Source organism: Aquamicrobium terrae (assembly GCF_052978165.1).
In genome coordinates this window covers 130,433-154,575 of the sequence record NZ_JBRKLZ010000002.1, presented here as the reverse complement: position 1 = coordinate 154,575, position 24,143 = coordinate 130,433, and the positions used below count along the sequence as shown (strand labels likewise).

17 protein-coding genes and 1 pseudogene are annotated in these 24,143 nt (G+C 63.2%); 8 read left to right on the top strand and 10 right to left on the bottom strand.

Annotated features, from left to right (window positions below; genetic code table 11):
- Positions 1 to 33: 33 nt before the first annotated feature.
- The gene (locus tag ACVCNR_RS17995) at positions 34 to 945 is read left to right on the top strand and encodes a 2-dehydro-3-deoxygalactonokinase (protein ID WP_447076657.1); all 912 of its coding nucleotides are present in this window, start codon (positions 34 to 36) and stop codon (positions 943 to 945) included.
- Positions 911 to 1,636, top strand: a complete 726-nt coding sequence (locus tag ACVCNR_RS17990; protein WP_447076701.1) for an SGNH/GDSL hydrolase family protein — start codon at positions 911 to 913, stop codon at positions 1,634 to 1,636. The genes ACVCNR_RS17995 and ACVCNR_RS17990 overlap by 35 nt, the downstream gene beginning before the upstream one ends.
- Positions 1,637 to 2,286: 650 nt before the next feature.
- Here the strand turns inward: ACVCNR_RS17990 and ACVCNR_RS17985 are convergent.
- Positions 2,287 to 4,972: pseudogene (locus ACVCNR_RS17985) on the bottom strand (autotransporter family protein).
- Positions 4,973 to 5,473: 501 nt separating this feature from the next.
- Here ACVCNR_RS17985 and ACVCNR_RS17980 point away from each other — a divergent pair.
- Positions 5,474 to 5,629, top strand: coding sequence for a glycine zipper domain-containing protein (locus ACVCNR_RS17980; protein ID WP_354195531.1), 156 nt, complete (start codon positions 5,474 to 5,476; stop codon positions 5,627 to 5,629).
- Positions 5,630 to 5,932: 303 nt separating this feature from the next.
- Here the strand turns inward: ACVCNR_RS17980 and ACVCNR_RS17975 are convergent, their stop codons facing one another.
- From ACVCNR_RS17975 to fdnG, 8 genes are all read right to left on the bottom strand, one after another.
- Entirely contained in the window at positions 5,933 to 6,406 is a 474-nt protein-coding gene (locus ACVCNR_RS17975; protein ID WP_447075868.1) for a GNAT family N-acetyltransferase, read from the bottom strand.
- Between the two features lie 91 nt (positions 6,407 to 6,497).
- Positions 6,498 to 8,492 (bottom strand): selenocysteine-specific translation elongation factor, encoded by a 1,995-nt coding sequence (gene selB / locus ACVCNR_RS17970; RefSeq protein WP_447075867.1) that lies wholly within the window; start codon positions 8,490 to 8,492, stop codon positions 6,498 to 6,500.
- Entirely contained in the window at positions 8,489 to 9,247 is a 759-nt protein-coding gene (locus ACVCNR_RS17965; RefSeq protein ID WP_447075866.1) for a tetratricopeptide repeat protein, read from the bottom strand. Before ACVCNR_RS17965 ends, selB begins: the two co-directional genes overlap by 4 nt.
- Positions 9,234 to 10,658: an L-seryl-tRNA(Sec) selenium transferase gene (selA, locus tag ACVCNR_RS17960; RefSeq protein ID WP_447075865.1), complete on the bottom strand. Its 1,425-nt coding sequence runs from the start codon at positions 10,656 to 10,658 to the stop codon at positions 9,234 to 9,236. Before selA ends, ACVCNR_RS17965 begins: the two co-directional genes overlap by 14 nt.
- Before the next feature lie 7 nt (positions 10,659 to 10,665).
- Positions 10,666 to 11,583 (bottom strand): formate dehydrogenase accessory protein FdhE, encoded by a 918-nt coding sequence (fdhE, locus tag ACVCNR_RS17955; RefSeq protein ID WP_447075864.1) that lies wholly within the window; start codon positions 11,581 to 11,583, stop codon positions 10,666 to 10,668.
- A 104-nt stretch (positions 11,584 to 11,687) separates the two neighbouring features.
- Positions 11,688 to 12,446 carry a formate dehydrogenase subunit gamma gene (locus ACVCNR_RS17950; RefSeq protein ID WP_354195543.1) on the bottom strand — a complete coding sequence of 253 codons (759 nt, stop codon included), beginning with the start codon at positions 12,444 to 12,446 and terminating at the stop codon, positions 11,688 to 11,690.
- Positions 12,443 to 13,420 carry a formate dehydrogenase subunit beta gene (gene fdxH / locus ACVCNR_RS17945; RefSeq protein ID WP_354195545.1) on the bottom strand — a complete coding sequence of 326 codons (978 nt, stop codon included), beginning with the start codon at positions 13,418 to 13,420 and terminating at the stop codon, positions 12,443 to 12,445. Before fdxH ends, ACVCNR_RS17950 begins: the two co-directional genes overlap by 4 nt.
- Positions 13,421 to 13,433: 13 nt before the next feature.
- On the bottom strand, positions 13,434 to 16,514 hold the full coding sequence (fdnG, locus tag ACVCNR_RS17940; RefSeq protein ID WP_447075863.1) for a formate dehydrogenase-N subunit alpha: 3,081 nt from the start codon (positions 16,512 to 16,514) through the stop codon (positions 13,434 to 13,436).
- A 188-nt stretch (positions 16,515 to 16,702) separates the two neighbouring features.
- On the opposite strand from fdnG, the gene selD reads away from it, so the two are divergent.
- From selD to repC, 5 genes are all read left to right on the top strand, one after another.
- On the top strand, positions 16,703 to 17,758 hold the full coding sequence (selD, locus tag ACVCNR_RS17935) for a selenide, water dikinase SelD (RefSeq protein ID WP_447075862.1): 1,056 nt from the start codon (positions 16,703 to 16,705) through the stop codon (positions 17,756 to 17,758).
- Between the two features lie 52 nt (positions 17,759 to 17,810).
- Positions 17,811 to 18,317 carry a hypothetical protein gene (locus tag ACVCNR_RS17930; protein WP_447075861.1) on the top strand — a complete coding sequence of 169 codons (507 nt, stop codon included), beginning with the start codon at positions 17,811 to 17,813 and terminating at the stop codon, positions 18,315 to 18,317.
- 455 nt (positions 18,318 to 18,772) lie between these two features.
- Positions 18,773 to 19,981, top strand: coding sequence for a plasmid partitioning protein RepA (gene repA, locus ACVCNR_RS17925; RefSeq protein WP_447075860.1), 1,209 nt, complete (start codon positions 18,773 to 18,775; stop codon positions 19,979 to 19,981).
- 71 nt (positions 19,982 to 20,052) lie between these two features.
- Positions 20,053 to 21,027: a plasmid partitioning protein RepB gene (repB, locus tag ACVCNR_RS17920; protein ID WP_447075859.1), complete on the top strand. Its 975-nt coding sequence runs from the start codon at positions 20,053 to 20,055 to the stop codon at positions 21,025 to 21,027.
- A 163-nt stretch (positions 21,028 to 21,190) separates the two neighbouring features.
- A complete protein-coding gene (gene repC / locus ACVCNR_RS17915) occupies positions 21,191 to 22,396 on the top strand; it encodes a plasmid replication protein RepC (protein WP_447075857.1) in 1,206 nt (401 codons plus the stop codon).
- Positions 22,397 to 22,516: 120 nt separating this feature from the next.
- Here the strand turns inward: repC and ACVCNR_RS17910 are convergent, their stop codons facing one another.
- Positions 22,517 to 23,767 (bottom strand): site-specific integrase, encoded by a 1,251-nt coding sequence (locus ACVCNR_RS17910; RefSeq protein ID WP_447076656.1) that lies wholly within the window; start codon positions 23,765 to 23,767, stop codon positions 22,517 to 22,519.
- Positions 23,768 to 24,143: the final 376 nt, after the last annotated feature.

The following is a 24,143-nucleotide window of genomic DNA, read 5'->3' as shown; positions in this document are numbered from 1 at the left end:
GTTTTCCACATCGCCCTGAGAGGGATCATGAGCATGGCATCGGACGCATCCTCGATTGTCGTTGACTGGGGCACCACATCGCTCAGGGCGGCGCTGGTCACCGATGCCGGCGATGTGCTGGACCGGATCGAGACGCAGCAGGGCATCTCGACCCTGAAGCAGGGCGAGCACGAGGATGTTCTGGTGCGGGCGCTTCGGCCATGGTTCGCTACCCATGGCGCGCTTCCGGTGGTGGCGCTCGGCATGATCACCAGCCGCAACGGCTGGATCGAGGTCGACTATGTAGCCTGCCCCGCTGGCCCCGCGGAACTCGGGGCGGGAACGGTCAGCCGGGTTCTGCCGAACGGCTCGAAACTCGTCTTCCTGCCGGGGCTGACCGATCCGGCAGGCAGACCCTTTCCCGATGTGATGCGCGGCGAGGAAACCCAGGTCGTGGGATATGGGCTCGACCGCGACATGACGGTGGTTCTGCCCGGCACCCACAGCAAATGGGCGCGCGTCAGGAACGGCCGCATCGACCGGTTCCAGACCTTCGTCACCGGCGAGGTCTTCGCCCTCCTGATGAACCACTCCTTCATCGCCCGCGGCGCCACACAGCCGCCCGTGGAGGACGCGGCCGCATTCCGGCGCGGTCTGGGCGAGGCGGAAGGAACCAGCGCCATGCTCTCGCTGCTGTTCTCCGCGCGCACCGGCGTACTGGCGAAGCAGCTATCGGCGGATGAGGTCCGCTCCTACGTCTCCGGCCTCATCATCGGGCAAGAATTCCGGCAGGCGCGCGAGGAAGGCTGGTTCATGCCCGGCGACGACATCGCCATCGTCGGCAATGACGGGCTCAACGCGCTTTACGGCGTGGCCGCGTCCGTGTTTGAACTGAAGGCGCCGGAGGGACCGGGCAACGAAGCGATAAGGGGTGCGCTGGCCGTGCTGCAAGCTGCCGCCGCGTGATTGGGGGCACAGCTTTCGGCCAGCGTCGCGACGCCCGCTCGGCATATGCCGGGTCACCATCTATGATTTTCCCCCGCCTCTCGGCACGAACCGCCACGAGAACGACATCCACGCCGCCCTAACCCGGCTGGAGTGCAATGGCATTCCGCAAAGAGCGATCGCCTTCTACGGCTCGTCTTCGTTCTGCCTCTGGCGCGCGATGGCCGAGGACCTCGGTTCACTAGATGTGGTCAACCTGGGTTTCGGCGGAAGCACCCTCCTTTCCGCCATGTACCACATGGACCGGCTGCTGCTGCCGCTGAACCCAGTGAAGATCGTGCTCTATTTCGGCGAAAACGACATTGCCAATGACGGGCTGGCCGCCGCAAGCACCTTCACCCACTTCCTTGCCCTGCGTGAAGAGATCGCCAAGTGGCTGCCGGAAGTTCACGTTTTTGCAATGTCGGTCAAGCACAGCCCGGCGCGGTGGCCCTTTGCCGACGAAGTCGATAGGTACAACGGGCTGCGCGCCGGCTGGTGCAACGCGCGAACCGATACGACATGGATCGGGGCAGGAGCAGGCCTAATAGGAGAAAACGGGCGTCCCACGTCGCATTACTTCCTGCCGGACCTCATCCACATGGCCACGGTCGCTATGCTGTCTGGGCGGAAGCATTGCGAAAGTCCCCCGGACTGTTCTGACAGGCCGTAAAGGCCCAGTCGACATTCCGCTTTTTCGCACGCAAAAAAGAGGAGTGGACCCCTATATTCCCGCGCAAGAGCCAAGCTTGGTGAGCCGCTCATGGGCATGACCGTGCCGGCACAACAGCTGTTTTCGTAGGTTGGACAAGGTAGGCCGGCGCGCCGTCTCGATCCTGCCGGATTGCGCGCCGGCCCGTGCCGTCCCCCTCGAAGAACAGCCTGAGCATCCTAGCCCGCATTTGGCATCTGGCAATCATCTAAAAAGAAATGCGGCGAGGGAAGTGTAGTGCAGGCAATGAATGACGCCAGCCAGGATCGAGCCATCGGAGGTATCGAAGGCGAGCTCGACCCGATCGTTGCCGATCAGGAAAAGGCCGACCGGACTACAAGCAGCAGTATGAGCGGATGGAAAAGATCGAACGGAGGGTACGGATTGGACGATCGAGAGCATCGACAAGCGGCTCGATAAGGGCGAAGAGCCGGTTGCCGAGTTCTCACGCTGACGGGAACGCGGTGTCGGCGCTGGCATGTCAATCAGTTTTGTGGCTGCCTCGATCGGTAGGCTTACTGTGGCTCTTGGCAAAAAGCATTGGGCGGCGATTGTGGGAGCGTGACGATACCTGCGGCTCTCAAAATCTCATGTTTCCCTGAGCTTCGTCGTCACCACTTGATGTTGAACCCAATATTGCCTTCGAAGATTTCCTTCTTCCCACCATCAAGGTCGGTCGTGTAATCCGCAGTGGCGAAGACACTTAGCTTCTGATTGAGCCTGGCCACCAGACCGCCACCGAGTTCAAGCGAGGTTCCATCGATATCGGTTGCGATCGGATCGCCGGCGAACCGGATCGTTTGCTCGGCAGAGAAGTTGTGCCAGAGATTGGCCTTCAGATAGGGCTGAAGCACGCCCGTTCCGGTTTCGAAATTTCCCTGCAACCGCAGGCCAAGGCGGCCGGTGACGACGTCGTCCGTGTCGAACGACACCGATGAGAAGCGGTCCGCCTGCGTATCAAGCGACAGGTGGTTCCAGATGAGTTGCGCCTGGGGTTCCAGTGTCCAGTTTTGTGACAATGCGAAGGGATAGCCGCCTTCCAGGGAAGCGGTGATTGCCGTCCCGTCGATGTCGATCCCGACATTGCCCCTCGACGTGGCATCGCCGCTGAACCAGGTGCCCATGACAATGCCGTCGACATACCAGCCCTGCGGTCCGATATGGGTCCAGTAGCCGCCGAAACTCGTAGCGCCCATATCGATGTCGCCTACCGAAAGACCGTTCCAGCCAAGTGCTTGTCCCTTGACGTCGCCATCCGTGCCGGCATGTGCAATGAACAGGCCGAAAAGGTCCTGATGGCCGGTTTCCGTTTCCCGGCCGAACACATCCTGCCCGGCCTGGAACCCGATCAGGTTGCCGTCGAAGCTAGGGGTAACCGTGCCGCTCCATCCCATCTCGGCACTCTGACCGAAGACCCGGGCCCAACTCGTCGGCAGCCATCCGCCCCCTCGCAGAAGGCTCTGCTCGCCCCGGCGCTCATGGAAGGTGCCAAGCGTCGACAGCGCAAGGTGGTGCGCAACCGGCGGGACAACTGCATAGGTCGGGACCTCGATGCGGTAAAGCGGCACAACCTCGGCCTCGACAGGCGTCGCGCCGGGTGTCGGCGGCAAGACCGTCCTGCCCGGTACGGGCACGGGCGCGGCCTCCGTCGGGGGAGGCGGCGGTGGAGGCGGGGGATCGGCCGGTTCCGCCGGCGGGGGCGGGGGCGGTACTTCCGGTTCGGGATCGCTTACGTCCACGGGTGGCGTGGGGTCGACAGGTTCCGTCGTCGGATCGCCCTCCGACGGCAGCGGCGTGTCCGGCAGTTCGGATGGCGGTGGCGGCGGCGCGACTTCAGGCTCTTCCGGCACAGGTTCCGCGACGGGCGGCTCCACCGGATCGGGAGCCGGAGCCGGCTCCGGCGGCGGAACGACGGGAGGTGTGACCAGCGTGGAACGGAGATACCAATTGTCTTCGGTGTTGGCCGAGACCCCCCCCCTTGAAGAGGAAATATTCGTAGGCCCCGGCAGCGACGCGGCCATTAAGGGCAAAGGCGCCGGTATCGCTCGCGCCGCCGACCTCAACCACCATGATGCCGTCCTCAACCGTGCGGCCGCCAACACCTCCGGCATTGACGATGTTCAAGCCGGTGGAGCCGGACGCATCACCCGCCACCAGCAACTTGTCGGATTGCGAGGAATCGTCGCCAAGGGCCGTGTTCAGGAAAATCTGGCCGCCGTCACCGGTATAGTTGCCGCCAACCGTGAAGCTATCGGTTGCGCCGTCGCCGCCATTGGTCAGGTCGATGCGTCCGGAATTGACGACTTCGACAAATTGTGCCGCCGTGAAAGCGGCGATGCCCCCGTTCGCTTCTCCCCCGTAGATGGTGCTGGTGGAATCGATGGTGAAGGAACCGGTGTTCGTTGCCGAATCGCCGAGCGTCAGCGTTCCATCGAAGATGAGCTGCGTGTCGTTGGTCAGTTCGATCGTTTCCCAACTGTCGAAGCGCGCAACCTCCCCCGCCTTCACATTGTCGAAGGCCAGGGCATCGACGCCCAGCCCGCCCGTGATTTGCGGGGTCGCCCCGATATTGGCGTTGGTCAGATTGGTGAGTGAAGCCGTGTCGTCATCCTCGCCAAGATTGACGATGCCATAGATGATGCCGCCGCCATCCCAGATGAAGGTGTCCGTCCCGAAGCTCATCCGGATATCGCCACCGACCGAACCTCCCGTCACCGTCACACTGTCCGTTCCTCCGCTGACGCTGATATTACCGCCGATCGTTCCGCCGGAAAGGATGATGGTGTCATTGCCGAAACCGGCGACCAGGTTCCTGTCTATGATGCCGCCGGACATGTCGAATGTATTGTCGTCGAGCTTCATGTTGACGCGCCCGATGCGGCCGCCGGTCATCACCGCATGGTCGCCGTCGTCGAAACGATCGACAATGCGACCGCCCGACATGAAGAAGGTGTCGAGATTGTCGCCTTGGCTGAGCGACTGGATCTGGCCGCCGCTCATCTGGAAATCGTCTATGCCGCTGCCTTGCTGGACATTCCCGCCGACATTGCCATCCGAGATGATGAAGCTGTCCGCGCCATCGCCCTGATTGACGGTTCCGGTGACCGTCCCGGAATGCATCTCGATCCGGTCGATGCCGGCGCCGAAGGAGACGTCCCCGTCGATGACGCCGGTGCCGCCCGCTGGCAATGTGAGCGTATTGTCGCCATCCGTATCGTTCAGCCCTCCGGCCGAGGTTCCGCTGTCGCAGACATAGGATGTGTCGCCTGCCGGAGAGCCAAAGGAACAGTCGGCCATCGCCAAGTTGCAGGAAAAAAGGAGGACCCCGGAAACAAGGGCTGTTTCAGACAAAAGAAGCTTTGGGCGGGAAAGAGTTTCGGTGTGACGTTGCACTGCCTACTCCAGAAACGCTGCTTGCCTAACAAGCCGATGCGCCCCTTTCTCCCCGCCGCGATTAAAGCCATGATCAGGCAATCAGGACAACAGACCGGCACAAATTTGCCGCAAAAGAACCAGAAGTGTGACACCATTGGCACAGGGGTTAGGGCCGAACTGGAGCGGGCACGTGTCGTCTTCTCAAGGAAACTCGGCAAGGGCTTTGGACGATTGGCAAGATGATCATTGCGGCAGCTTGGGGCGCCGGCTCGGTCTGGTATGCGATGACTGGAAGGTCACCCCATAAATTTAAATGAAAAGTCGCTGCGCCGCGCATCCCGGCAAGAGAGACTAGCTATCTTCGGCGGAACCCCACCTCATTTGAGCAGTTACCAATCAAGAAGAGCCGCCGAGGGATATCGAATGCGCAACGAGAAAGTCGCCATGGGAATTGCAGTTGGAATTGCGATCGGCGCGGGGATGGGAGTGGCCATGGACAATGTCGGCATGGGCGTAGGTATCGGCCTGGCGCTTGGGATTGCTCTGGGATCTGCGTGGAAGGCGTGGGATCAGAAATAGGCAAAAAAACCCCGGCCGGGGCCGGGGAACTGGACAGGCGCATAGAAGTCTAGTAGCCGCCACCGCCGCCGCCTCCCATGCCACCGCCTGTGCCACTATCGCTGGTCGGTGCCGGTGTCTGGGGTGCGCTTCCACTCGTCGTGTTGCAGCCGGCTACCGCCGTCAAAATCAGGAAAAGAATAGGGATCGTGACGCGTCGCATGGCTTCCTCCCTGCTGGGCCGCCCCGCGAATTGCTGAACGGATAGCGTGGCCGCATTGTTCCGCCGCAACGGCCGTTAGACTGGGCGAATCTGATTCACCTTCATATCGGCCGCGTTGGGAGCGAAAGCTTGTAGCCGTAGTGACTGCCGACAAAGCCAAGCCGCTCATAGAACCTGTGGGCATCCGGCCGGGCCTTGTCGGTGGTGAGTTGCACGAGGTCGCAGCCACGCCCCACGCAATGTTTGATTGCCCATTCGAACATCTGCCGTCCGAGCCCCGATCCGCGATGACCGGCGGCGATCCGCACGCCCTCTATCTGTCCGCGCCACGAGCCAATTCGGGAAAGACCCGGGATGAAAGTGATCTGGAGCGTCCCGACGATCTTGCCACCCGATACCGCCACGGCCTGAAACTGGTTCGGGTCCTGATCGATCGCGCGAAAGGCATCGATATAGCGAGGGTTCAACGGGCTGCCGGCGTCCTCCCGGCTTCTGCCCAGTTCATCATCCGCCAGCAGGGTCACGATGTCAGGCAAGTCGGCCAATTCAGCCCGGCGGAAAGAAACAGGGGTCATGAGCAGGGTCCAGAAGATTCGAAACTATCTAGCACATGTCGTGCCACGCACGAAAAGCCGCCCGGACCAGATATGCAGGGGAACGTAAGCGCTAGCTATGCTGCCGTTCGAGTTTGAAGTCCGGACGCTCCGCCGGAGATGGCTCCCGTTTCTGGTCCTCGCTGGCGCGGGTGCCGAACAAGTCGAGCCTGTGCGGATTGAGCCGGCGCAGGTCGCCGCGCCGGATCGTGACTCCATGACGGTCCAGGAACTCCAGTATTTCAATGGAAACCTTGCGGCCGTTTTCCAGGCGATCGCGCAGGTCCGCGGCGGTGAACTCGCCCTTCGGCGTGTGCGAGGCGATGTCGCGCAGGGTTTCAACGATCTCGGCCAGCACGGATCGGGCGAAGAAGCTGTCATGGGCGACCTCGTGCACCAGCCCCATGCGGCTCGCCTTTTTCAGAAGTTCGCGCGTGTCCTGCTCGCCAAGGCCGGTCATGGCGGCGAAGTCGCGGGTGCGCGGCGGCCGAAACCGCTCCGTGCCGGTGAGATGCGGCCGGATCTCATTCCATATTTTCTCATCCGTTGCAGCGAACCGCACGACATGGCCCGGCAGCCGCACCCAGGCGCCGTCGAGCGAAATCTCGCCTTGCCGCTGCAAGCCTTGCAGGATGAGGCGAAAGACCGGGGCCGGTGGACGGATTTCGCCCATCATGCGCAGCCGCTCCAACCCGATGCCGGGATGGTCGGGATTTTCCGCATGATAGGAATGCAGGTCGGCAAGAATATGCTGTCGCAGCCGTAGCCAGCGCACCGGCGCCATGGCGATGGCTCCCGTTCCGGGCGGGATGCGGATGACGCTTTCCGAAAGTTTGTCCGTTTCGGCTTCCCCAAGCGCATGGTCGCGGGCAAACCGGTCGAGATCGACCAGAAAGGGCGGGGCCTCGAGAAGGGCTGACAGGGCAGCCGCCGGTTCGGGCGCGGCCAGTGCCGCCAGTTGCGCCCGGCGCTCGGGCGAGCGGCGGCGACGGGCCGGCGCCCTCAGATCGAGAAAGCGGCCCCCGCCGATGGTGCGCTGGGCCGAGGTATCGCGCACGACGAAGCGGTCGCCGCCCACGGCGGCGATGGGTCGTTCCAGCACAAGCTGCACCACGCCCCCCTGCCCCGGCTGGAGCGGTTCGTCGCTCAACAGAACGATCCGTGCCGGCACCTCGCTGGCGGCATGGTGCAGATGCACCGGAAACCACTGGCCGATGGGCTGCGTTTCGGTGGCAAGCACGCCCAGTTCGGCATCGATGCGCGCAGTCGGCGCATGAAGGGCCGGATCAAGGACCATGTCGCCGCGCGAGATCGCGTCGCGCTCGATGCCCTCGCCGACAAGATTGAGCGCGCAGCGATCGCCGGCCTGTCCGCGCTCCGCCTTCTCATTCTGGGCATGGATGGAGCGTACACGCGCCGGGAGCCCGCCGGGGCTGACGGTCACCATGTCGCCGATGCCGACCGCACCCGACAGAACCGTGCCGGTGACCACCGTGCCGGCGCCGGAAATGATGAAGGATCGGTCGACGGTCATCCGGAACCGGCCGGATGCGCTGCGCCGTCCGATCTCCCGCGAAACCTGCGCCAGCCTTTGCTCCAGCACATCGATGCCCTGCCCCGTCAGGCTTGAGACGGGCAGCACTTCGGCGCCTTCCAGCGCCGTGCCGGAAAGCAGGGCTTCGATCTCGATCTCGACCGCCAGCAGACGCTCGTCATCGGCAAGGTCGGCCTTGGTGATGGCGACCAGCCCGCGGCGAACGCCGAGCAATTGGAGGATTGCCAGATGCTCTCGCGTCTGTGGCATGACACCGTCGTCGGCAGCGACCACCAGCAGCGCGAAATCGATGCCTCCTGCCCCGGCGAGCATGGTGTGGATAAAGCGCTCGTGGCCCGGAACGTCGATGAAACCGATGCGCGCGCCATTGGGGAAGGTGCGATAGGCAAAGCCGAGATCGATGGAAATGCCGCGCGCCTTCTCCTCCTTCAACCGGTCGGTGTCGACGCCGGTCAATGCCCGCACCAGCGCACTCTTGCCGTGATCGATATGGCCGGCCGTGCCGACGATCATCGCTCCTGCTCCAGCGGTCCGGATGCACGGCGTTCGGCTTGCCGGCGCTGGTCGGGCGACAATTGCCGGGTGGCGGCGGGAATGAATTTCTGAGCCAGATGCGAGCCGCCCGCGCGGGCGCGCAACAGCCAGGCGAGCGCCGCCACGGCATCTGGCTGGCTGCCGGTCAGCAGGGCCGCGCCCAGCATCGCCTGCCCGTCCGCATCTCCGGCGGCGGCGGCCTTGCGCCACCACAAGAGAGCCCGGGCGCTGTCGCGCTCTACGCCGAGCGCCTCGTGATGGAGATTGCCGAGCCGCGTCATCGAGGCGGCCACGCCCTGCGCTGCAGCCTGTTCGGCAAGCAGGCGCGCCTGCGGATAATCGCCCTGCTCGGCCAGCATCCAGGACAGCATGTCCTGCGCCTGTGCATCGCCCTGCCCGGCCGCCAGCCGGTAGAGCCGCATCGCCTCCTCGTCGTCCTGCCCTACTCCTTCGCCCCGGAAATACAGCGTCGCGAGATTGCGTTGGCCGACCGCGTCGCCGGCTGCGGCCGACAGCTTCAGCCAACGTGCGGCGAGTTCGGCACTTTCCTCCACGCCATGGCCGCCCATGAAGCAGGCCGCGATATTGTTTTGCGCCCGCGCATTGCCCGCTCGCGCCATCGGCTCCCAGATCGCCAGCGCCGTGGCATAGTCGCCGCTGCGGGCAGCGGCGAGCGCCGTGGCCATGGCGTCATGGCCGGATGGCTGGCGGCGGAACCGGTCAAACCAGCCCATCGTCCTGCCCCCTGCCCAATTCATCGGCAAGGCTGCCGAGATTGGCGATGAAGCCTGCATCATCCTCAAGGCAGCGCAGGTCGAGAACAAGTGTGCCGTCGGCGATGCGGCCGATGACGGGAACCGGCAGGCGGCGCAGGGCCGCGGCCAATCGCTCCAGCGCCGCGCCGCTGCCATTCGTGGCGCTGATTGCAAGGCCGGCCGAGATCAGCGTGTCGAGCGGCAGGGCGCCGGAGCCGATCTGGCTGGCGCAGTCGGCCGCCGAAACGCGATAGGCCGGGGCAAGAGCCGCTACCATGGCCGGTTGCAGGCGCCGGGCAAGCGCGGCGATCTCGTCGCGGCTGCGGGTCAGCAGGCGCAAGGTCGGCAATCGTTCCGCCAGCCGGTCGGGGTCGCGGTAGAGCTTGAGCGTCGCTTCGAGCGCCGCCATGCGCAGCTTGTCGACGCGCAGCGCCCGCTTCATCGGATTGCGGTTGATGGCGGCGATCAGGTGTCTGCGGCCGACGATGAAGCCGGCCTGCGGACCGCCCAGCAATTTGTCGCCCGAGAAAGTGACCAGATCGGCGCCTTCCGCCACCGCCTCGCGCACGGTCGGCTCGCGCCTGATGTCCCAGCGCGCCAGATCGACCAGCGTGCCGGAGCCGAGGTCGTTGACCAGCGGCACGCCTGCCGCGCCGGCGAGCTTTGCCAGAACCGTTGCCGGGACCGCGCTGGTAAAGCCCTGGATGCGGTAGTTGGAAGTGTGAACCTTCAGCACGAGGGACACCCCCTCCCCTTCCAGCGCGGTGCGATAGTCCTTCTCGTGCGTGCGGTTGGTGGTGCCGACCTCGATCAGGCGCGCGCCTGCCTGCGCCATGATGTCGGGCATGCGGAAGGCGCCGCCGATCTCGACCAGTTCGCCGCGCGACACGATCGCGCCGCCGCCGTGACCGGCCAGCGTGTTGAGGGTGAGCAGAACCGCAGCCGCATTGTTGTTGACGACGGTGGCGCCCTCGGCGCCCGTCAGCTCGCAGATCAGGGCGCGCAGATGGTCGTCGCGCTCGCCGCGCTTGCCGGCCTCGAGATCGTATTCCAGCGCCACCGGCGCGCGCATGGCTGCGACCGCGGCTTCGATCGCTGTCTCGGCAAGCAGCGCGCGACCGAGATTGGTGTGCAGCACTGTACCGGTGAGGTTGAAGACCGGCCGCAGGGAACTGGCCGAAGCGGCCTCGAGTTCGGCAAACGCGAGCGTGGCTATTGCCTCGGCATCGCGCAACGGACTGCCCTGCCGAGCAGCCGTGCGTTCGTTGCCCAGCAACTGGCGGATGCCGGCTGTGGTCTGCTCATGGCCGAAGCGCTCCACCGCCGCCTGTCCCGCCGGAGAGCGCAGCACGGCATCGACGGAGGGAATGGCGCGGAAGCTCTCGTTCATGGGGTGCCTAATATCCAAGCAGGAACGGGTTGAACGCGCCGCGCCGATATTTGGTTTCACGCAGCAGGAGGTCGAGGCCGAGGCTGCCCACATCGTCGGCGAAGGGGTCGAGCGACACGTCCTTCTGCTGGTTGAAAATCTTCACGTAGCAGCCGCATTCGTCGCAGGTCTCGGCCTTGATGGTGCCGGGTCCGTCCTCGATCTCCTGATAGCAGATACCCTTGGTCGAGGAGCAGATGGCGCATTTGATGCGCACATGGTGCCACAGCGTGCCGCACAGCGCGCAGGAGCAGAAGCGGGCGCCGCCGGCCTGCGGCCAGCCGACGATGATCGAAGAGACCGGCGGCCCGCCGCAGGCGGGACACGCCCCGTCGCCGACCGATTGCAGCCGGCGTTCCGGCAGAAGGGCGGCGGCGCGGGAGAAATGGAGCTGGAGCGCGGCCGCCACATAGGCATGTCCGGCCATGGAGTCGACCGGCACGGAATCGGCCATCAGGTCAGAGACCATAGCGTCCAGCCCTGTCTCGTCCGAAGCGCGGACGTCCGCCAGCGCCTTTGCGGCCGCAACGGGCTTTTCCACCACCTCCAGCGCTCCGAAGAGCCTGTCGGCCAGCAAGCGGAAGCCGGCATCCGGCCGGAAGGCGTTGCGGTCGAGCGGCGGCATGGCGTGCTCGAGCGCGCGTTCCAGCTTTGCCTCGTCCAGCGGCAGCGCTGGCGGCAGTTGCCCGCCCAGCGCCTGCTGGGCTTCCGCGATGCCGGCCAGGAAGCCGAGATAGGGACCGATGCCGTCAGGGCCGGAAAGCTGATGGAAGCGGCGGGCGCGGCGTTCGAAGAGGCGGACTGGGTCCGGCACGCGGGCAAAGGGCGGCGTCTTGACCTCGCCGATCGCCGTCATGTCTCCTGAAACGGGAATTCTGCGAGGCATGCATTCCTCCACGAACCGCACCGGCCACGCGGCATTCTAATCATTGCAGGGCAAATGATCGCCCCATTTAAAGTGCCGCCGCCTTGCGGCGGCGGCGCGGCTGCTCATACCTGCCTTTTGCCGGCAGGTCTTTTTGCGGCAGGCGTCTCGTCGTCGCGTTTGCCGTAGGCGGCAAGCGCGCGCAGCCATTTGCGGTGATGGCGCCAGGCCCAGCCGCCACTGACATTGCCGCGTGTCATGGCCCGCAAGGTGTCCGCGACCCAGAACGCGGCATAGACATGGATGATCCACACGCAGATGATGGCAATGGCGGCCATGGAATGCACCAGCACCGCCACCCGCGCCTGCGGGATCGTCAGATATTGCGCGAAATAGCGCTGCCAGATCATCAGCCCGGTGGCGATGAGGATGACGATCAGCACCGACATCGCCCAGAACACGAATTTCTGGCCGGCATTGTATTTGCCGACCTCGGGCAGCTTCTCCTCGTCGCCTTTCAGGACGTCGCCAATATGCGCCGCCCACTGCGCGTCATCGCGCCGCGGCAGGTTCAGCCGGAAGAAGCGAATGAACAGGCCGGTGAAGGAGAAGAACAGGACGACGCCGATCCACGGATGGATGGCGCGGGTCCATTGTCCGCCACCGAACAGGGCGGTGAGCCAGAACAGCGACGGATGGAACAGCGCCAACCCCGACAGGGCCAGCAGGATCAGGCAGATCGCCGTGACCCAGTGGTTAAGGCGCGCCCATCTGGTATAGCGGTCGACCACGACCTCCCGCCCCACATAGAGGCGGTCGCCGCTGTCGATCTCATCCTTGCTTACCGCAGGGGCATTGTGGCCACGCAGGGTGCTGTCGGTCATGAGAGCGGCTCCTTGCCGGGGTCGAGCGGTTCCGCACCCGGTGCATTTTCCGCCAGCCGGCGAGCCTGCTCGTCATCCTCGACAGTGACCCGGTTGCGGCCCGAGACGGCCATGTGCAGCATGCCGGCAACGGCCGCGAGACCCATGACGGCGAAACCGGCATATCTGGTGACGCCCTTCCACGCCTCGACGACCGGCGAAATGCGCGGATTGTCCGGCAGGTTGGCATAGATCGACGGCTTGTCGGCATGATGGAGCACATACATGACATGGGTGCCGCCGACGCCTTCCGGATCGTAGAGGCCGGCTTTGTCGTAACCGCGCGATTTCAGGTCCTCGATGCGCTCGGCCGCATGCGCCTTCATCTCCTCCTTGGTGCCGAAGACGATGGCCTTGGTGGGGCAAGCCTTGGCACAGGCCGGCCCCTGCCCCACCGCGATGCGGTCGGAGCACAGCGTGCATTTGTAGGCGCGGTTGTCGACTTTGGAGATGCGCGGAATGTCGAAGGGGCAACCCTTCACGCAATAGCCGCAGCCGATGCAGTTCTCGTGGATGAAATCGACGACGCCGTTGGAATATTGCACGATGGCGCCGGGCGCCGGACAGGCTTTCAGGCAGCCGGGATCTGCGCAATGCATGCAGCCGTCCTTGCGGATCAGCCATTCGAGATTCTCGGTCTCCGGGTTCACCCATTCGGTGAAGCGCATCAGCGTGAAGGTGTCCGGCGTCAGGTCGTGCGGATTGTCGTAGACGCCGGTGTTGAACCCGACCTCCTCATGCAGGTCGTTCCATTCGAGGCAGGCCGACTGGCAGGCCTTGCAGCCAATGCATTTCGACACGTCGATGAGCTTGGCGACCGGCTCGAGTTGGCGCGTCGGCTCGGGCACGCTCGAAGCGGAGCGCCTTATGTAGTCCTGCGGCCCCATCTGCATCTCGACATCCGGCGCGACGGGCGGATTGACGTTGATTGTCATTGCATCATCCTCCCTATGCCGTGGCCGGTCCGTCGGACGGCTCGATGTTGACGAGGAACGCCTTGAACTCCGGCGTTTCGATATTCGCGTCGCCCACGAAGGGGGTCAGCGAATTCGGGCCGAAGCCGTTGCGTGCCTTGCCGGTGAAGCCCCAATGCAGCGGGATGCCGACGATGTGCACCGGCTTGCCGTCGCAGATCAGCGGCTGGATGCGCTTGGTCACCACCGCCTTGGCGTGAACGGAGCCGCGCTTGTTCCACACCCGGCACCAGCCGCCCTTGGTGATGCCCTTCTCCGCCGCAAGCTCCTCCGAGATCTCGACGAAGAATTCCGGCTGCAGGACGGCATTCACCCACACATGCTTGGTCCAGTAGTGGAAATGCTCGGTGAGCCGGTAGGAGGTCGCCGCATAGGGGAACTCTTCCGCATCGCCAAAGGTCTCGGTGTCGCTGGCGAAAACCCGGGCAACCGGATTGCCGCGCACGGCGGGCGCCACCACGTTGACCACCGGCGATTCGAAGGGCTCGTAATGCGCCGGGAACGGCCCGTCGCGCAGCAGGCCCCGAGCGAACAGCCGCGACTGGCCTTCCGGGTTCATGATGAACGGCCCGACATCGCGCGGGTTGGAGGCCGGTGGAATGTCCGGCACGTCGTATCCGGCCCACTTCTCCCCGTCCCACTCGATCAGCTTGCGGGTGGGGTCCCACGCCTTGCCGTCAAGGTCGGCCGAGGCGCGGTTGTAGAGGATGCGCCGGTTGGCCGGCCACGAGAAGGCCCAGTTGGAATAGGCGCCGGTCTCGTCGGGATCGGTGTTGTCCCGCCGCGCCATCATGTTGCCGGCCTCGGTGAAGCAGCCGGAATAGATCCAGCAGCCGCAGGCCGTGGAGCCATCGTCGCGCAGGGCGGCGAAGCCCGGCACCTGCTTGCCGGCTTCCAGCGTCACCTTGGTCGGGTCGTTCGGATCGACCAGATCGGTGATGGCATAGCCGTTCATCTCCTTGGCCAGTTCGGCCGGATGCGGATTGCCGGGGTCCTCATAAGGCCAGTGAAGGTTCAGGATCGGGTCCGGGAACGGACCCCCCTCCTCCTCATAGAGTTTCTTCACCCGCAGCCAGAGCTGCGCCATGATCCAGGTGTCGTGTTTGGCCTCGCCCGGCAGGTTCTGCGCCGGCCAGTGCCATTGCAACCAGCGGCCGGAATTGACCAGCGCGCCCTCGTCCTCGGCGAAGCAGCTCGACGGGAGCTGATAAACCTCGGTCTGGATCGAAGCAGGGTCGACGTCGTTGAAAGCGCCGTGGTTTTCCCAGAAGCGGGCCGTCTCAGTCTCCAGCGGGTCCATGATCACCAGATAGGTGAGCTTGGACAGGGCCCGCGTGATCTTGCCGCGATCCGGAAAGGCGAGCAGCGGGTTGAAGCCCTGGCAGAAATAGCCAAACATCTGCCCCTGATCCATCATCTCGAAGGCGCGCAGCACGTCATAGGCCGGCAGGTCGAGCTTCGGCAGATAGTCATAGGCGAAGTCGTTTTCCGGCGTGGCCGCCCTCCCCCACATCGATTTCATGAAGGAGACGAAGAACTTCGGATAATTCTGCCAGTAGCTGATCTGGTTCGGACGAAGCGGCTTGAAGCCCCTCGAACTGATATAGGTGGGGTAGTCGACCTCCCGTTCGGTGGGAATGTTGAGATAGCCGGGGATCAGGTTCGACATCAGGCCGATGTCGGTGAGCCCCTGGATGTTGGAATGCCCGCGCAGCGCATTCATGCCGCCGCCGCGCACGCCGATATTACCGAGGATGAGCTGCAGCATCGCCATGGAGCGGATGTTCTGCGAACCCTTGGAATGCTGCGTCCAGCCCAGCGCATACATCGACGTCATCGTTTTGGTGGGCGATGAGCATTCCGCGATCATCTCGGCGACCTTGAGGAATTTCTCCTTCGGCGTGCCGCAGATGCGCTCCACCATCTCGGGCGTGTAGGTCGAGACATGGGCCTTCAACAGGTTCCACACGCAGCGCGGGTTCTGCAATGTCTCGTCGGTGACGGCATAGCCGTCGTCGCCGATCACATAATCCCAGGTCTGGCGGTCGTATTCGCGCTTTTCTGGGTCGTAGCCGGTGAACAGCCCGTCCTGATAGGCGAAGCCGTCCTTCACGATATAGGAGGCGTTGGTGAAGGCGCGCACATAATCCCACTGCACCTTGTCGTTCTGGATGCAGTAGTTGATGACGCCGAGCAGGAAGGCGATGTCGGTGCCCTGTCGGATCGGTGCGTAGAAGTCCGACACCGAGGCCGAGCGCGTGTAGCGCGGATCGACCACGATCAGCTTGGCGCCGCGGTTGGCCTTCGCCTCCGTCACCCATTTGAAGCCGCAAGGATGCGCTTCGGCGGCATTGCCGCCCATGATCACCACCAAATCCGTGTTACGGATATCCGTCCACGAATTCGTCATTGCACCACGACCGAAAGTTGGGCCCAGACTGGACACCGTGGGGCCGTGTCAGACCCTCGCCTGATTGTCGAAGGCGACGATACCCGTCGAGCGCACCGCCTTGTAGGTCAGGAACGCCGTCTCGTTGGTCGTCGCCGAGGCCGCGAGGAAGCCCGTGGTCGTCCAGCGATTGACCGGCACGCCATCCTTGTTGCGCTCGATGAAGTTGGCGTCGCGGTCCTTCTTCATATGCCGCGCGATGCCGTCCAGCGCCTCTTCCCAAGAGATTTCCTCGAACCGGTCGGAGCCGGCCCTGCGCACCTTCGGCGTCATCAGCCGCGTGTCGGCCTTGATGAAATCGAGCAGCGCCGCGCCTTTGGGGCACAAGGTGCCGCGATTGGTCGGGTGATCGACATCGCCCTCCAGATGCATGGCCTTGGCGGTGCCCTGGGCCAGGTCGCCCTTGGAATAGATGATGATGCCGCAGGCGACGGAGCAGTAAGGACAGGTGTTGCGGGTTTCCGTCGTACCGGCGAGCTTGTAGGGCCTCAGCCCCTCGACGAATGCGGCCTCAGCTTCCCCGAAGCCGAACGCGCCAAGCGTCGTCAATGCAACGCCTGCCCCGGCCCCTTTCAGGAAATTGCGCCGTGAGATTTCCATGTTCATGGGAGACCTCCTGTATGGCGATACGATCGATCCTGACCAACCGTCTGAAAGGATGCTACCCTTGGTACGGCAGTCTGTCAAAGTACATAAAGTGGAGTTTTATAGTCATATATATTCGAGGACTGTCTTCATCTAAGATGGCCCCTAGATGATTATTGCAGTTCATTCATCCGGCAAGGGAGGCTTACATGGATTTGCCAGTCGAAAAACTGCGGCTAACCAGTCTGGCCCATGGCGGCGGCTGCGGTTGCAAGCTCGCTCCCTCGGTCCTGCAAGACCTGCTGAGCGAGATGCCGCAGGCCGGCCCCTACGCCCCGTTGCTGGTCGGCACCGACACGGCCGATGATGCGGCAGTGTGGGACCTCGACGGCAAGACCTCGGTGATCGCCACCACGGATTTCTTCATGCCCATGGTCGATGACCCGGCCACGTTCGGGCGGATCGCGGCCACCAACGCCATCTCCGATATCTATGCCATGGGCGGCACGCCGATCTTTGCGCTGGCCATCGTCGGCATGCCGATCGACAAGATGGACCCGGCCGACATCCGCCAGATTCTGGCCGGCGGCGCCGCGATCTGTGCCGAGGCAGGCATTCCGGTGGCCGGCGGCCATTCCATCGACTGCCCGGAACCGGTCTATGGACTTGCCGTGATCGGCACCTGCCCGACTGCGCAGGTGCGGCGCAACTCCGCCGCCCGTCCCGGCGACCGCGTGATCCTGACCAAGGGCATCGGCATCGGCATCTATTCCGCCGCCATCAAGAAGCAGGCGCTGCCACAGGATGCCTATGCGGAGATGGTCGCTTCCACGACCCTGCTCAACCGGATCGGTGCGGAACTAGGCAAGGACGATGCCGTGCACGCGATGACCGACGTGACCGGCTTCGGCATACTGGGTCATGGCCTCGAAATGGCACGCGGCTCCGGCCACACCGTCAGGCTCGACCACGGCGCCCTCCCCTTCCTGTCGCAGGCCGAGCGACTGGCCGGCCAAGGCTTCGTTACCGGCGCCTCGCACCGGAACTGGAAGAGCTATGGGCATGAGGTGATCCTGCCCGACATCTTTCCCGACTGGCGCCGGCACCTGCTGACCGATCCCCAGACCTCGGGCGGACTCCTCATCGTGGTCGACGCATCCTCAGCCCAGCGGCTCGCCGAGCAGATAAGGATGGCCGGCTATCCGCGCACGGCCGTTATCGGGACGGTGGAACAAGGCCCCGCCCGGATCGTCGTCGAGGTGTAGCAACGAAATCGCCGTTGATGTGTTGTCCTCCATTCCAGATGTGGAGGACCATATGAACCGCTTTCTTCAAGGCACTTCATTGGCCGGCGCCGTTTTGCTCACCGCCTCGCTGGCCATCGCCCAACCGGCGGCATCGGATACCGAAGCCGGCAAGGCGGGCACGCCGCGCGGCGACTGCGTCGATCTGTCGGACGGGCCACGCACAGGTTCGACCGAAGAGATGGATGCGGCATTGACCCAAGACGGCAAGACCGCCGCATCCGGCCAGGACGGCGCCACGCAATCTGACTCCGAGACCGAGCCCGCCGCGGGTGCGGATTCAGGAACCAAGCCGGGCGGCGCCGGCTCCAGCGGCTGGACGGGCGGAACCGGCGGCTCCGACATCGGCACCAGCCAGACCGAGGAACTGGACAGCTCGCCACAGCAGGATCACCCAGCCGTGGCGTCAGGGCTCGATCCGATCAGCGGCGAAACCGCCGCCACCGGCCCACAAGCGCCTGCAAAACCTGATGCCACGCCCACCGACGGCACCGACAAGCAGGCCGCCGCGGACTGCTGAGCAGCCGGCAGGCTGCGAACAAACGGTATTGTCTGACGCCGCACGAATGCGGCCAAAGAAATCAAGCTGCAACTGCGGGGCGCCTTCGCCAGAAGGCCCGCAGCCTTAGCTTACCGACGCAAATCGATTCGGTATGTGAATATTTGAAACGTCGAAATCGTCGGCGTTTATACTATTCTAGCGCCGAGAATCACCGAAGAGCGCCACCGTTCAATCCTGAAATGCTCAGTCGGCAGGAGAGGGAGCGGAAGATCTTGTCAGCCGACAAAATCCGTACTTTCTCCATATTTTTCAATTTGTTATGGCAAATTATTGCAGTTTTTATCCTTTTCGACGCCTTGCAGCGGTTAGTTTTTCGTTAACTTAAAACATCTTGCTGGAAGGTCCGAATCGGGCATAATCACGGTTGATTGGAAAAACATCTTCAAAAATCGTTATTAGGGGATGCAGCCCGAATGAACGTGAGTTCGCCTCGACCCATCAGAGAGCCGTTGCATTTCGAGAAGCATATTCTCGAGCAAGGCGACCAGATCTCGCAGAAGCTGCATCTTCTTAGTTTGCAGCGCTTTCCGCCGTTTGCCAAGAAGGACCTGCGCTCTTTCAGCCTGGCCGAGGTCGCGACCTATCTCGGCGTCTCGCAAAGCCACCTGAAGAAGCTGCACCTTGAAGGCAAAGGCCCGGTGCCGGAGACCTCTTCATCAGGGCGGCGCTCCTATACGGCGCAACAGATGCTGGAACTGCGCCAGTATCTCGACCAATACGGGCGGTCGGAAGCGCGCATGTATGTGCCGCATCGCCGGCTCGGCGAAAAGCTGCAGGTCCTGGCCGTAGTCAATTTCAAGGGCGGCTCCGGCAAGACGACCACGGCTGCCCACCTGGCGCAATATCTGGCGCTGACCGGGCACCGGGTGCTTGCGGTCGACCTCGACCCGCAGGCCTCGATGTCTTCCCTTCACGGGTTCCAGCCTGAGCTGGACCGGATCAAGTCTCTCTACGATGCCATCCGCTATGACGACGAGAAGGTGCCGCTGTCGGATATCATCCATACGACCAATTTTCCCGGTCTCGACATCGTACCGGCCAATCTGGAGCTGCAGGAATTCGAGTATGACACGCCGCTGGCCATGGCGGACCGCAGTTCCAATGCCGGCAAGGCCTTTTTCACACGTATCGCCACAGCGCTCGACGAGGTGGAAAGCCGCTACGATATCGTCATCATCGATTGCCCCCCGCAGCTCGGCTACCTGACCATCGCAGCGCTGACGGCGGCAACCTCCGTGCTCATCACCATTCACCCGCAGATGCTGGATGTGATGTCCATGGGCCAGTTCCTGCTCATGCTCGGCAACATACTGGAGCCGATCCGCAGCGCCGGCGCTGCCGTCAATCTCGAATGGTATCGTTACCTGATCACCCGATACGAGCCGACGGATCAGCCCCAGGCCCAGATGGTCGCGTTTCTCCAGACGCTGTTCGGCGAATTCATCCTCAAGAACCAGATGCTCAAGTCCACCGCCGTGTCGGATGCCGGCATCACCAAGCAGACGCTCTACGAGGTGGAAAAGAACACCATGACGCGCTCGACCTATGAACGGGCGATGGAGGCGCTGGACGCTGTCAACGGGGAGATCGCCGGCCTTATCCACGGAGCTTGGGGACGATGATCTTGTCAGCTGACAAAATCGGAAGTTTGGCATGTTCTTTCAACAAATTAGCCGAGAGCAGGAGTGATTAGATGGCACGCAAGAACCTGTTGTCCGGTCTTGTCGAGGCCGGGGATATGGAGCAGGCCGTTCCCAGCAATGCAGCCTACCCCGTGCGGGGTGCCTCCAAATCCATGATTCGTTCGGTCGGTGAACTGGCCAGGCAGGCGGATGCCTATCTGGAAGGCGAGCAGGTCGTGGATCTCGATCCGGGTCTTATCGACGGTTCTTTCGTGGCCGACCGTCTCGCCGATGATGATCAGGAGCACTACCGGGAGCTGCTGGAGGCCGTCCGGGAAAACGGCCAGAATTCGCCCATACTGGTGCGCCCGCATCCCGAGCGGGACGGCCGCTACATGATCGTATTCGGCCATCGCCGGGTACGGGTTGCCCGCGAGCTCGGTCGGAAGGTGAGGGCGGTCGTCAAGGCTATCGATGACAAAGCGCATGTCATCGCCCAGGGACAGGAAAATTCCGCCCGCGCAAATCTGAGCTTCATCGAAAAGGCCGCCTTTGCCGGGCGCCTCGAGAACCTCGGCTATGGCCGCGATGTCATCTGCTCGGCCCTGGCGTCGAACGAAGCGGCGGTGTCGAAGATGATCTCGGTGGTCAACCGGATTCCCGAGGCGATCGTGCAGGCAATCGGTCCGGCGCCTTCCATCGGCCGTGAAAGATGGGTGGAATTGTCGCTGGTGGTGCCACGGCGTCCGGAACTGGTCACCGAAACCGTTGCAGAGGCGGATTTCAGCGAACTCGACAGCAATTCGCGCTTCGAGAAGCTGCTGGCAGCACTGACCGTCAAGGGCAAGACGGTGCGCAAGACCATCGCGGAACCGGCGCTGTCATGGGCCGCAAGGGACAAGTCGGTCACCGCCAGCCTCAAACAATCGGGCAGGACGGCCACGCTCGCTCTTGGAGCGGCCGATGGACCACGTTTTGCCCATTGGATTTCGAGCAATCTGAACGATCTCTACGAGGCGTTCAGGGCATCGGAGAAAACCGAATAGGAGACTGAAACAGCAAAAGAAAAAGGCCCCCGAACGTCACCGTTGCGGAAGCCCTTCTCGTATCTGGACAATCCGAGAGTCGCATTTCCGCGAATCACTGTCAAGAGTTTACGGCGCCGATTCGGCGAGCAGATTTCTTTTGCCTGATTGAAGGTGGAAGGAAATGCAGACGCATATTGCAGCGACGCCTTTCGGGCGGCGGCCGATGTCGCTTGTCCTGCTGGCAACGCAAAGAGAAACAACCGGGCTTCCGGAAGGCAAGACCGTCGACAAGTGGCAGGTCTACAGGGACCTTTGTGAAGGCAAATCCGTCGTCGGTGTCAGGGATCGCGCACTGGCCATCCTGGCGGCCTTGCTGTCGTTCTACCCCAGCGACCAACTGTCGGCGGAAAACGGCCTGGTCGTGTTTCCCTCGAACCGGCAGCTTGCATTCCGGGCCCATGGCATGTCGGAAGTCACCTTAAGGCGCCATCTGGCCGCGCTTGTCGAAGGCGGCATCATCATTCGCCGCGACAGCCCCAACGGCAAGCGCTATGCGCGCAAGGGTAGGCACGGACATCTGGAGGAGGCGTTCGGCTTTTCGCTCGCCCCACTGCTGGCCCGCGCCGACGAGTTTGCCAAGGCGGCCGAAACCGTACGGGCTGAAAGCCGTGCAATGAAGCGGATGCGAGAGCAAGCCACCCTGCATCGTCGGGATATCGACAAACTCATCCAGGCCGCGCTCGAAGAAAACATCCCCGGGGATTGGAATGGCTTGTGGACGCGCTTCCGTATCGTTGTGGAAACCATTCCGCGACGGGCATCGGCAGCTGAATTGGAGCAGATCGTAGCGGCGTTGATGACGATCAGGGAGGATATCGACAAGTTGTTGGAAACGCACATGAATGTTCAATCAATGAACGGCAATGACTCTCGAATTGATCGGCATCACTCTAGTACACATACCAACTTCTATCTTGAATCTGATCCTGCACAGGAAAACCACTGGCCGACAGTTGAACCAAAACCTGTCCCGCCAAACCAGCCGACAGCCTATCCTCTGGCCTTCGTGTTGAGAGCCTGCCCCGATATCATCGACTACGCCGTTCACGGCATCGGCGATTGGCGCGAATTCACGGTCACAGCGGCTCAAATACGCGGATATCTTGGCATTTCGCCCTCGGCCTATGCCGAAGCCCTCGAAACGCTGGGCCAAGAGAATACCGCTATTGTTATCGCCTGCATTCTCCAGCGTGTTCAGCACATCAACTCCGCTGGCGGCTATCTGCGCGCCCTGACTGAAAAAGCACGGGATGGCACGTTCTCCGTCGGCCCCATGCTGATGGCGGCGCTGAAAACCAACCCCACACCGTTGAAAATGGCCGGATAAGCCAAAAAAGGCCTGTCTGGCCAGCAGAAAGCGACTTGACCGTAATCTGAGATGCGAACGTAACGGCCCTGAAAAAAGCTTCTGCAGGCGGCCGAAACGGGGGAGGGGATATGCCTGATCCTAAAGTCCCGCAGCCTTTGTGAGATTGATGCGGAAGCGATCACGACGGCGCTGGTATTTGCGGGTCATCTCGGCAGAAGCATGGCCGAGCTGCTTTTGCACGTGGCGTTCCTCGACCTCGGCCGAAGACGCGAGGCCTGCACGCAAGGAATGGCCGGAAAACAGGGCGGCGCGATCGGCTTCGGGCAGGTCAGCGCGCACCCCGGCGGCGAGTGCGGTCCGCTTGACCAGACGCGCGATTTCACGGTCTGCAAGGCGTTCGGGCCCGACCTTCTTCCCTTGGCCCGTGACACGTCGAAACAGTGGTCCATGGGCAATGCGGGCGAATTTCAGCCAGGTTTCGAGCGCCACGACAGGGCAGGTCGCATCGGAAGAGCCGCGCCCGATCTCAACCTCCCGCCAACCGGTCTTGCCACGCAACATGACGAGCAGACCGCCTGGAAGAACTTCGACCCAGCCGCGACCGTCCTCGGTCTGGTCACGGCCACAGTCGAGGCCTGTGATCTCGGAACGGCGCAGCCCCCCGGCAAAGCCGATAAGGAGCATGGCGCGGTCGCGCAGGCCGCGTAAACTCCCTCTTTCGAGGGTTTCCAGCATGGCGATGAGTTCGTCAGGGCCCAGCGCTTCCTTTTGGCGCGGCGGGGCCGCATGGCGATTGCGGATACCAGCCATGACAGTGGCGATGGCACGATCCTTGCGGTCGAGAGCGAGCCCGCGCTGGGCGTAGTTCCAGACAAGCGCCGAAAGTCGCCGTTCGATGGTGGAAACGGCATGGGGTTTCGCGCCGGTTTTCTTGCCGCGGGAGCCGCGATAGGCGGAGCGATCGGAGCTCGCCTCGGCCGTTCCGCCGGCAAGCGCGGTGATATAGAGGCCAACAACCTGCGGATCAGGGGGCAGGGGAGTAAGACCCTGGCGGCCGCACCAGGCGGTAAAATGGGCCCAGTCGGCGCTGTAGGCGCGGCGCGTATTGGGCGCACTGGCCGCCTCGACATAGGTGCGCGCCCGCCTTGCCAGGCCCTGCAGATGATCCGGCAGAGCCGTTGCCGTATCCGGAGCGACCAGCGGGGCAGGGCCCTTGGCGTCGTCCGCGCGATCCTGCGTGTGAGGCCTGTCCTCGTCGCCCCCACTCGCTTGATCTTTGCGTGTCGCATCGTCGCTCCGGCTGGTCGGAACCATCTCCATGACCACCTCGACGATGTCGGGCAGATCTGCGGATGGATCGTCGTTCCGCGTTTCAGGATCTGTATTCATGGTGTTTCGTCGCCCGGTTCCGATCCGCTTGAAACTCAATCGCTTTTCCTGGATAGCACACAGGCGTGATTTGCACGATATGGCGAAGTGCTTCGTGAAACAGGGTGCATGCGGCGGTGGCCCAACTGCCGCTGCGGCCGCGTCATTTCGGGCGCTGCCGGACGTGTTTTCCGTCATCAACACGGATTGCGCCAAGCGGCTGAAACGCCGCTGGACAAGCCTTTCGGCAGCTGTTGGCCGGACGCTTGGGTGAGATTGACGCGGACTGAATCCCCTGAGAAGCTGTTATTTGTTGGCCATCTCGGCGCTGATTTGCCTTGCAGCATGAACCGTAACGGCTGGAAGGGGAGGGGCCTCGGGGGGGGCCGGACGCAGG

What these genes read in the sequence shown, in the direction of transcription:
- ACVCNR_RS17995 (WP_447076657.1), top strand. Translation starts at nt 34, where the DNA reads ATGGCATCGGACGCATCCTCGATTGTCGTTGACTGGGGCACCACATCG.
- ACVCNR_RS17950 (WP_354195543.1), bottom strand. Translation starts at nt 12,446, where the DNA reads ATGACCGACAGCACCCTGCGTGGCCACAATGCCCCTGCGGTAAGCAAG.
- repB (WP_447075859.1), top strand. Translation starts at nt 20,053, where the DNA reads ATGGCACGCAAGAACCTGTTGTCCGGTCTTGTCGAGGCCGGGGATATG.
- ACVCNR_RS17975 (WP_447075868.1), bottom strand. Translation starts at nt 6,406, where the DNA reads ATGACCCCTGTTTCTTTCCGCCGGGCTGAATTGGCCGACTTGCCTGAC.
- ACVCNR_RS17910 (WP_447076656.1), bottom strand. Translation starts at nt 23,767, where the DNA reads ATGAATACAGATCCTGAAACGCGGAACGACGATCCATCCGCAGATCTG.
- fdxH (WP_354195545.1), bottom strand. Translation starts at nt 13,420, where the DNA reads ATGACAATCAACGTCAATCCGCCCGTCGCGCCGGATGTCGAGATGCAG.
- ACVCNR_RS17965 (WP_447075866.1), bottom strand. Translation starts at nt 9,247, where the DNA reads ATGGGCTGGTTTGACCGGTTCCGCCGCCAGCCATCCGGCCATGACGCC.
- repA (WP_447075860.1), top strand. Translation starts at nt 18,773, where the DNA reads ATGAACGTGAGTTCGCCTCGACCCATCAGAGAGCCGTTGCATTTCGAG.
- selB (WP_447075867.1), bottom strand. Translation starts at nt 8,492, where the DNA reads ATGATCGTCGGCACGGCCGGCCATATCGATCACGGCAAGAGTGCGCTG.
- selD (WP_447075862.1), top strand. Translation starts at nt 16,703, where the DNA reads ATGGATTTGCCAGTCGAAAAACTGCGGCTAACCAGTCTGGCCCATGGC.
- repC (WP_447075857.1), top strand. Translation starts at nt 21,191, where the DNA reads ATGCAGACGCATATTGCAGCGACGCCTTTCGGGCGGCGGCCGATGTCG.
- ACVCNR_RS17930 (WP_447075861.1), top strand. Translation starts at nt 17,811, where the DNA reads ATGAACCGCTTTCTTCAAGGCACTTCATTGGCCGGCGCCGTTTTGCTC.
- ACVCNR_RS17980 (WP_354195531.1), top strand. Translation starts at nt 5,474, where the DNA reads ATGCGCAACGAGAAAGTCGCCATGGGAATTGCAGTTGGAATTGCGATC.
- selA (WP_447075865.1), bottom strand. Translation starts at nt 10,658, where the DNA reads ATGAACGAGAGCTTCCGCGCCATTCCCTCCGTCGATGCCGTGCTGCGC.
- fdhE (WP_447075864.1), bottom strand. Translation starts at nt 11,583, where the DNA reads ATGCCTCGCAGAATTCCCGTTTCAGGAGACATGACGGCGATCGGCGAG.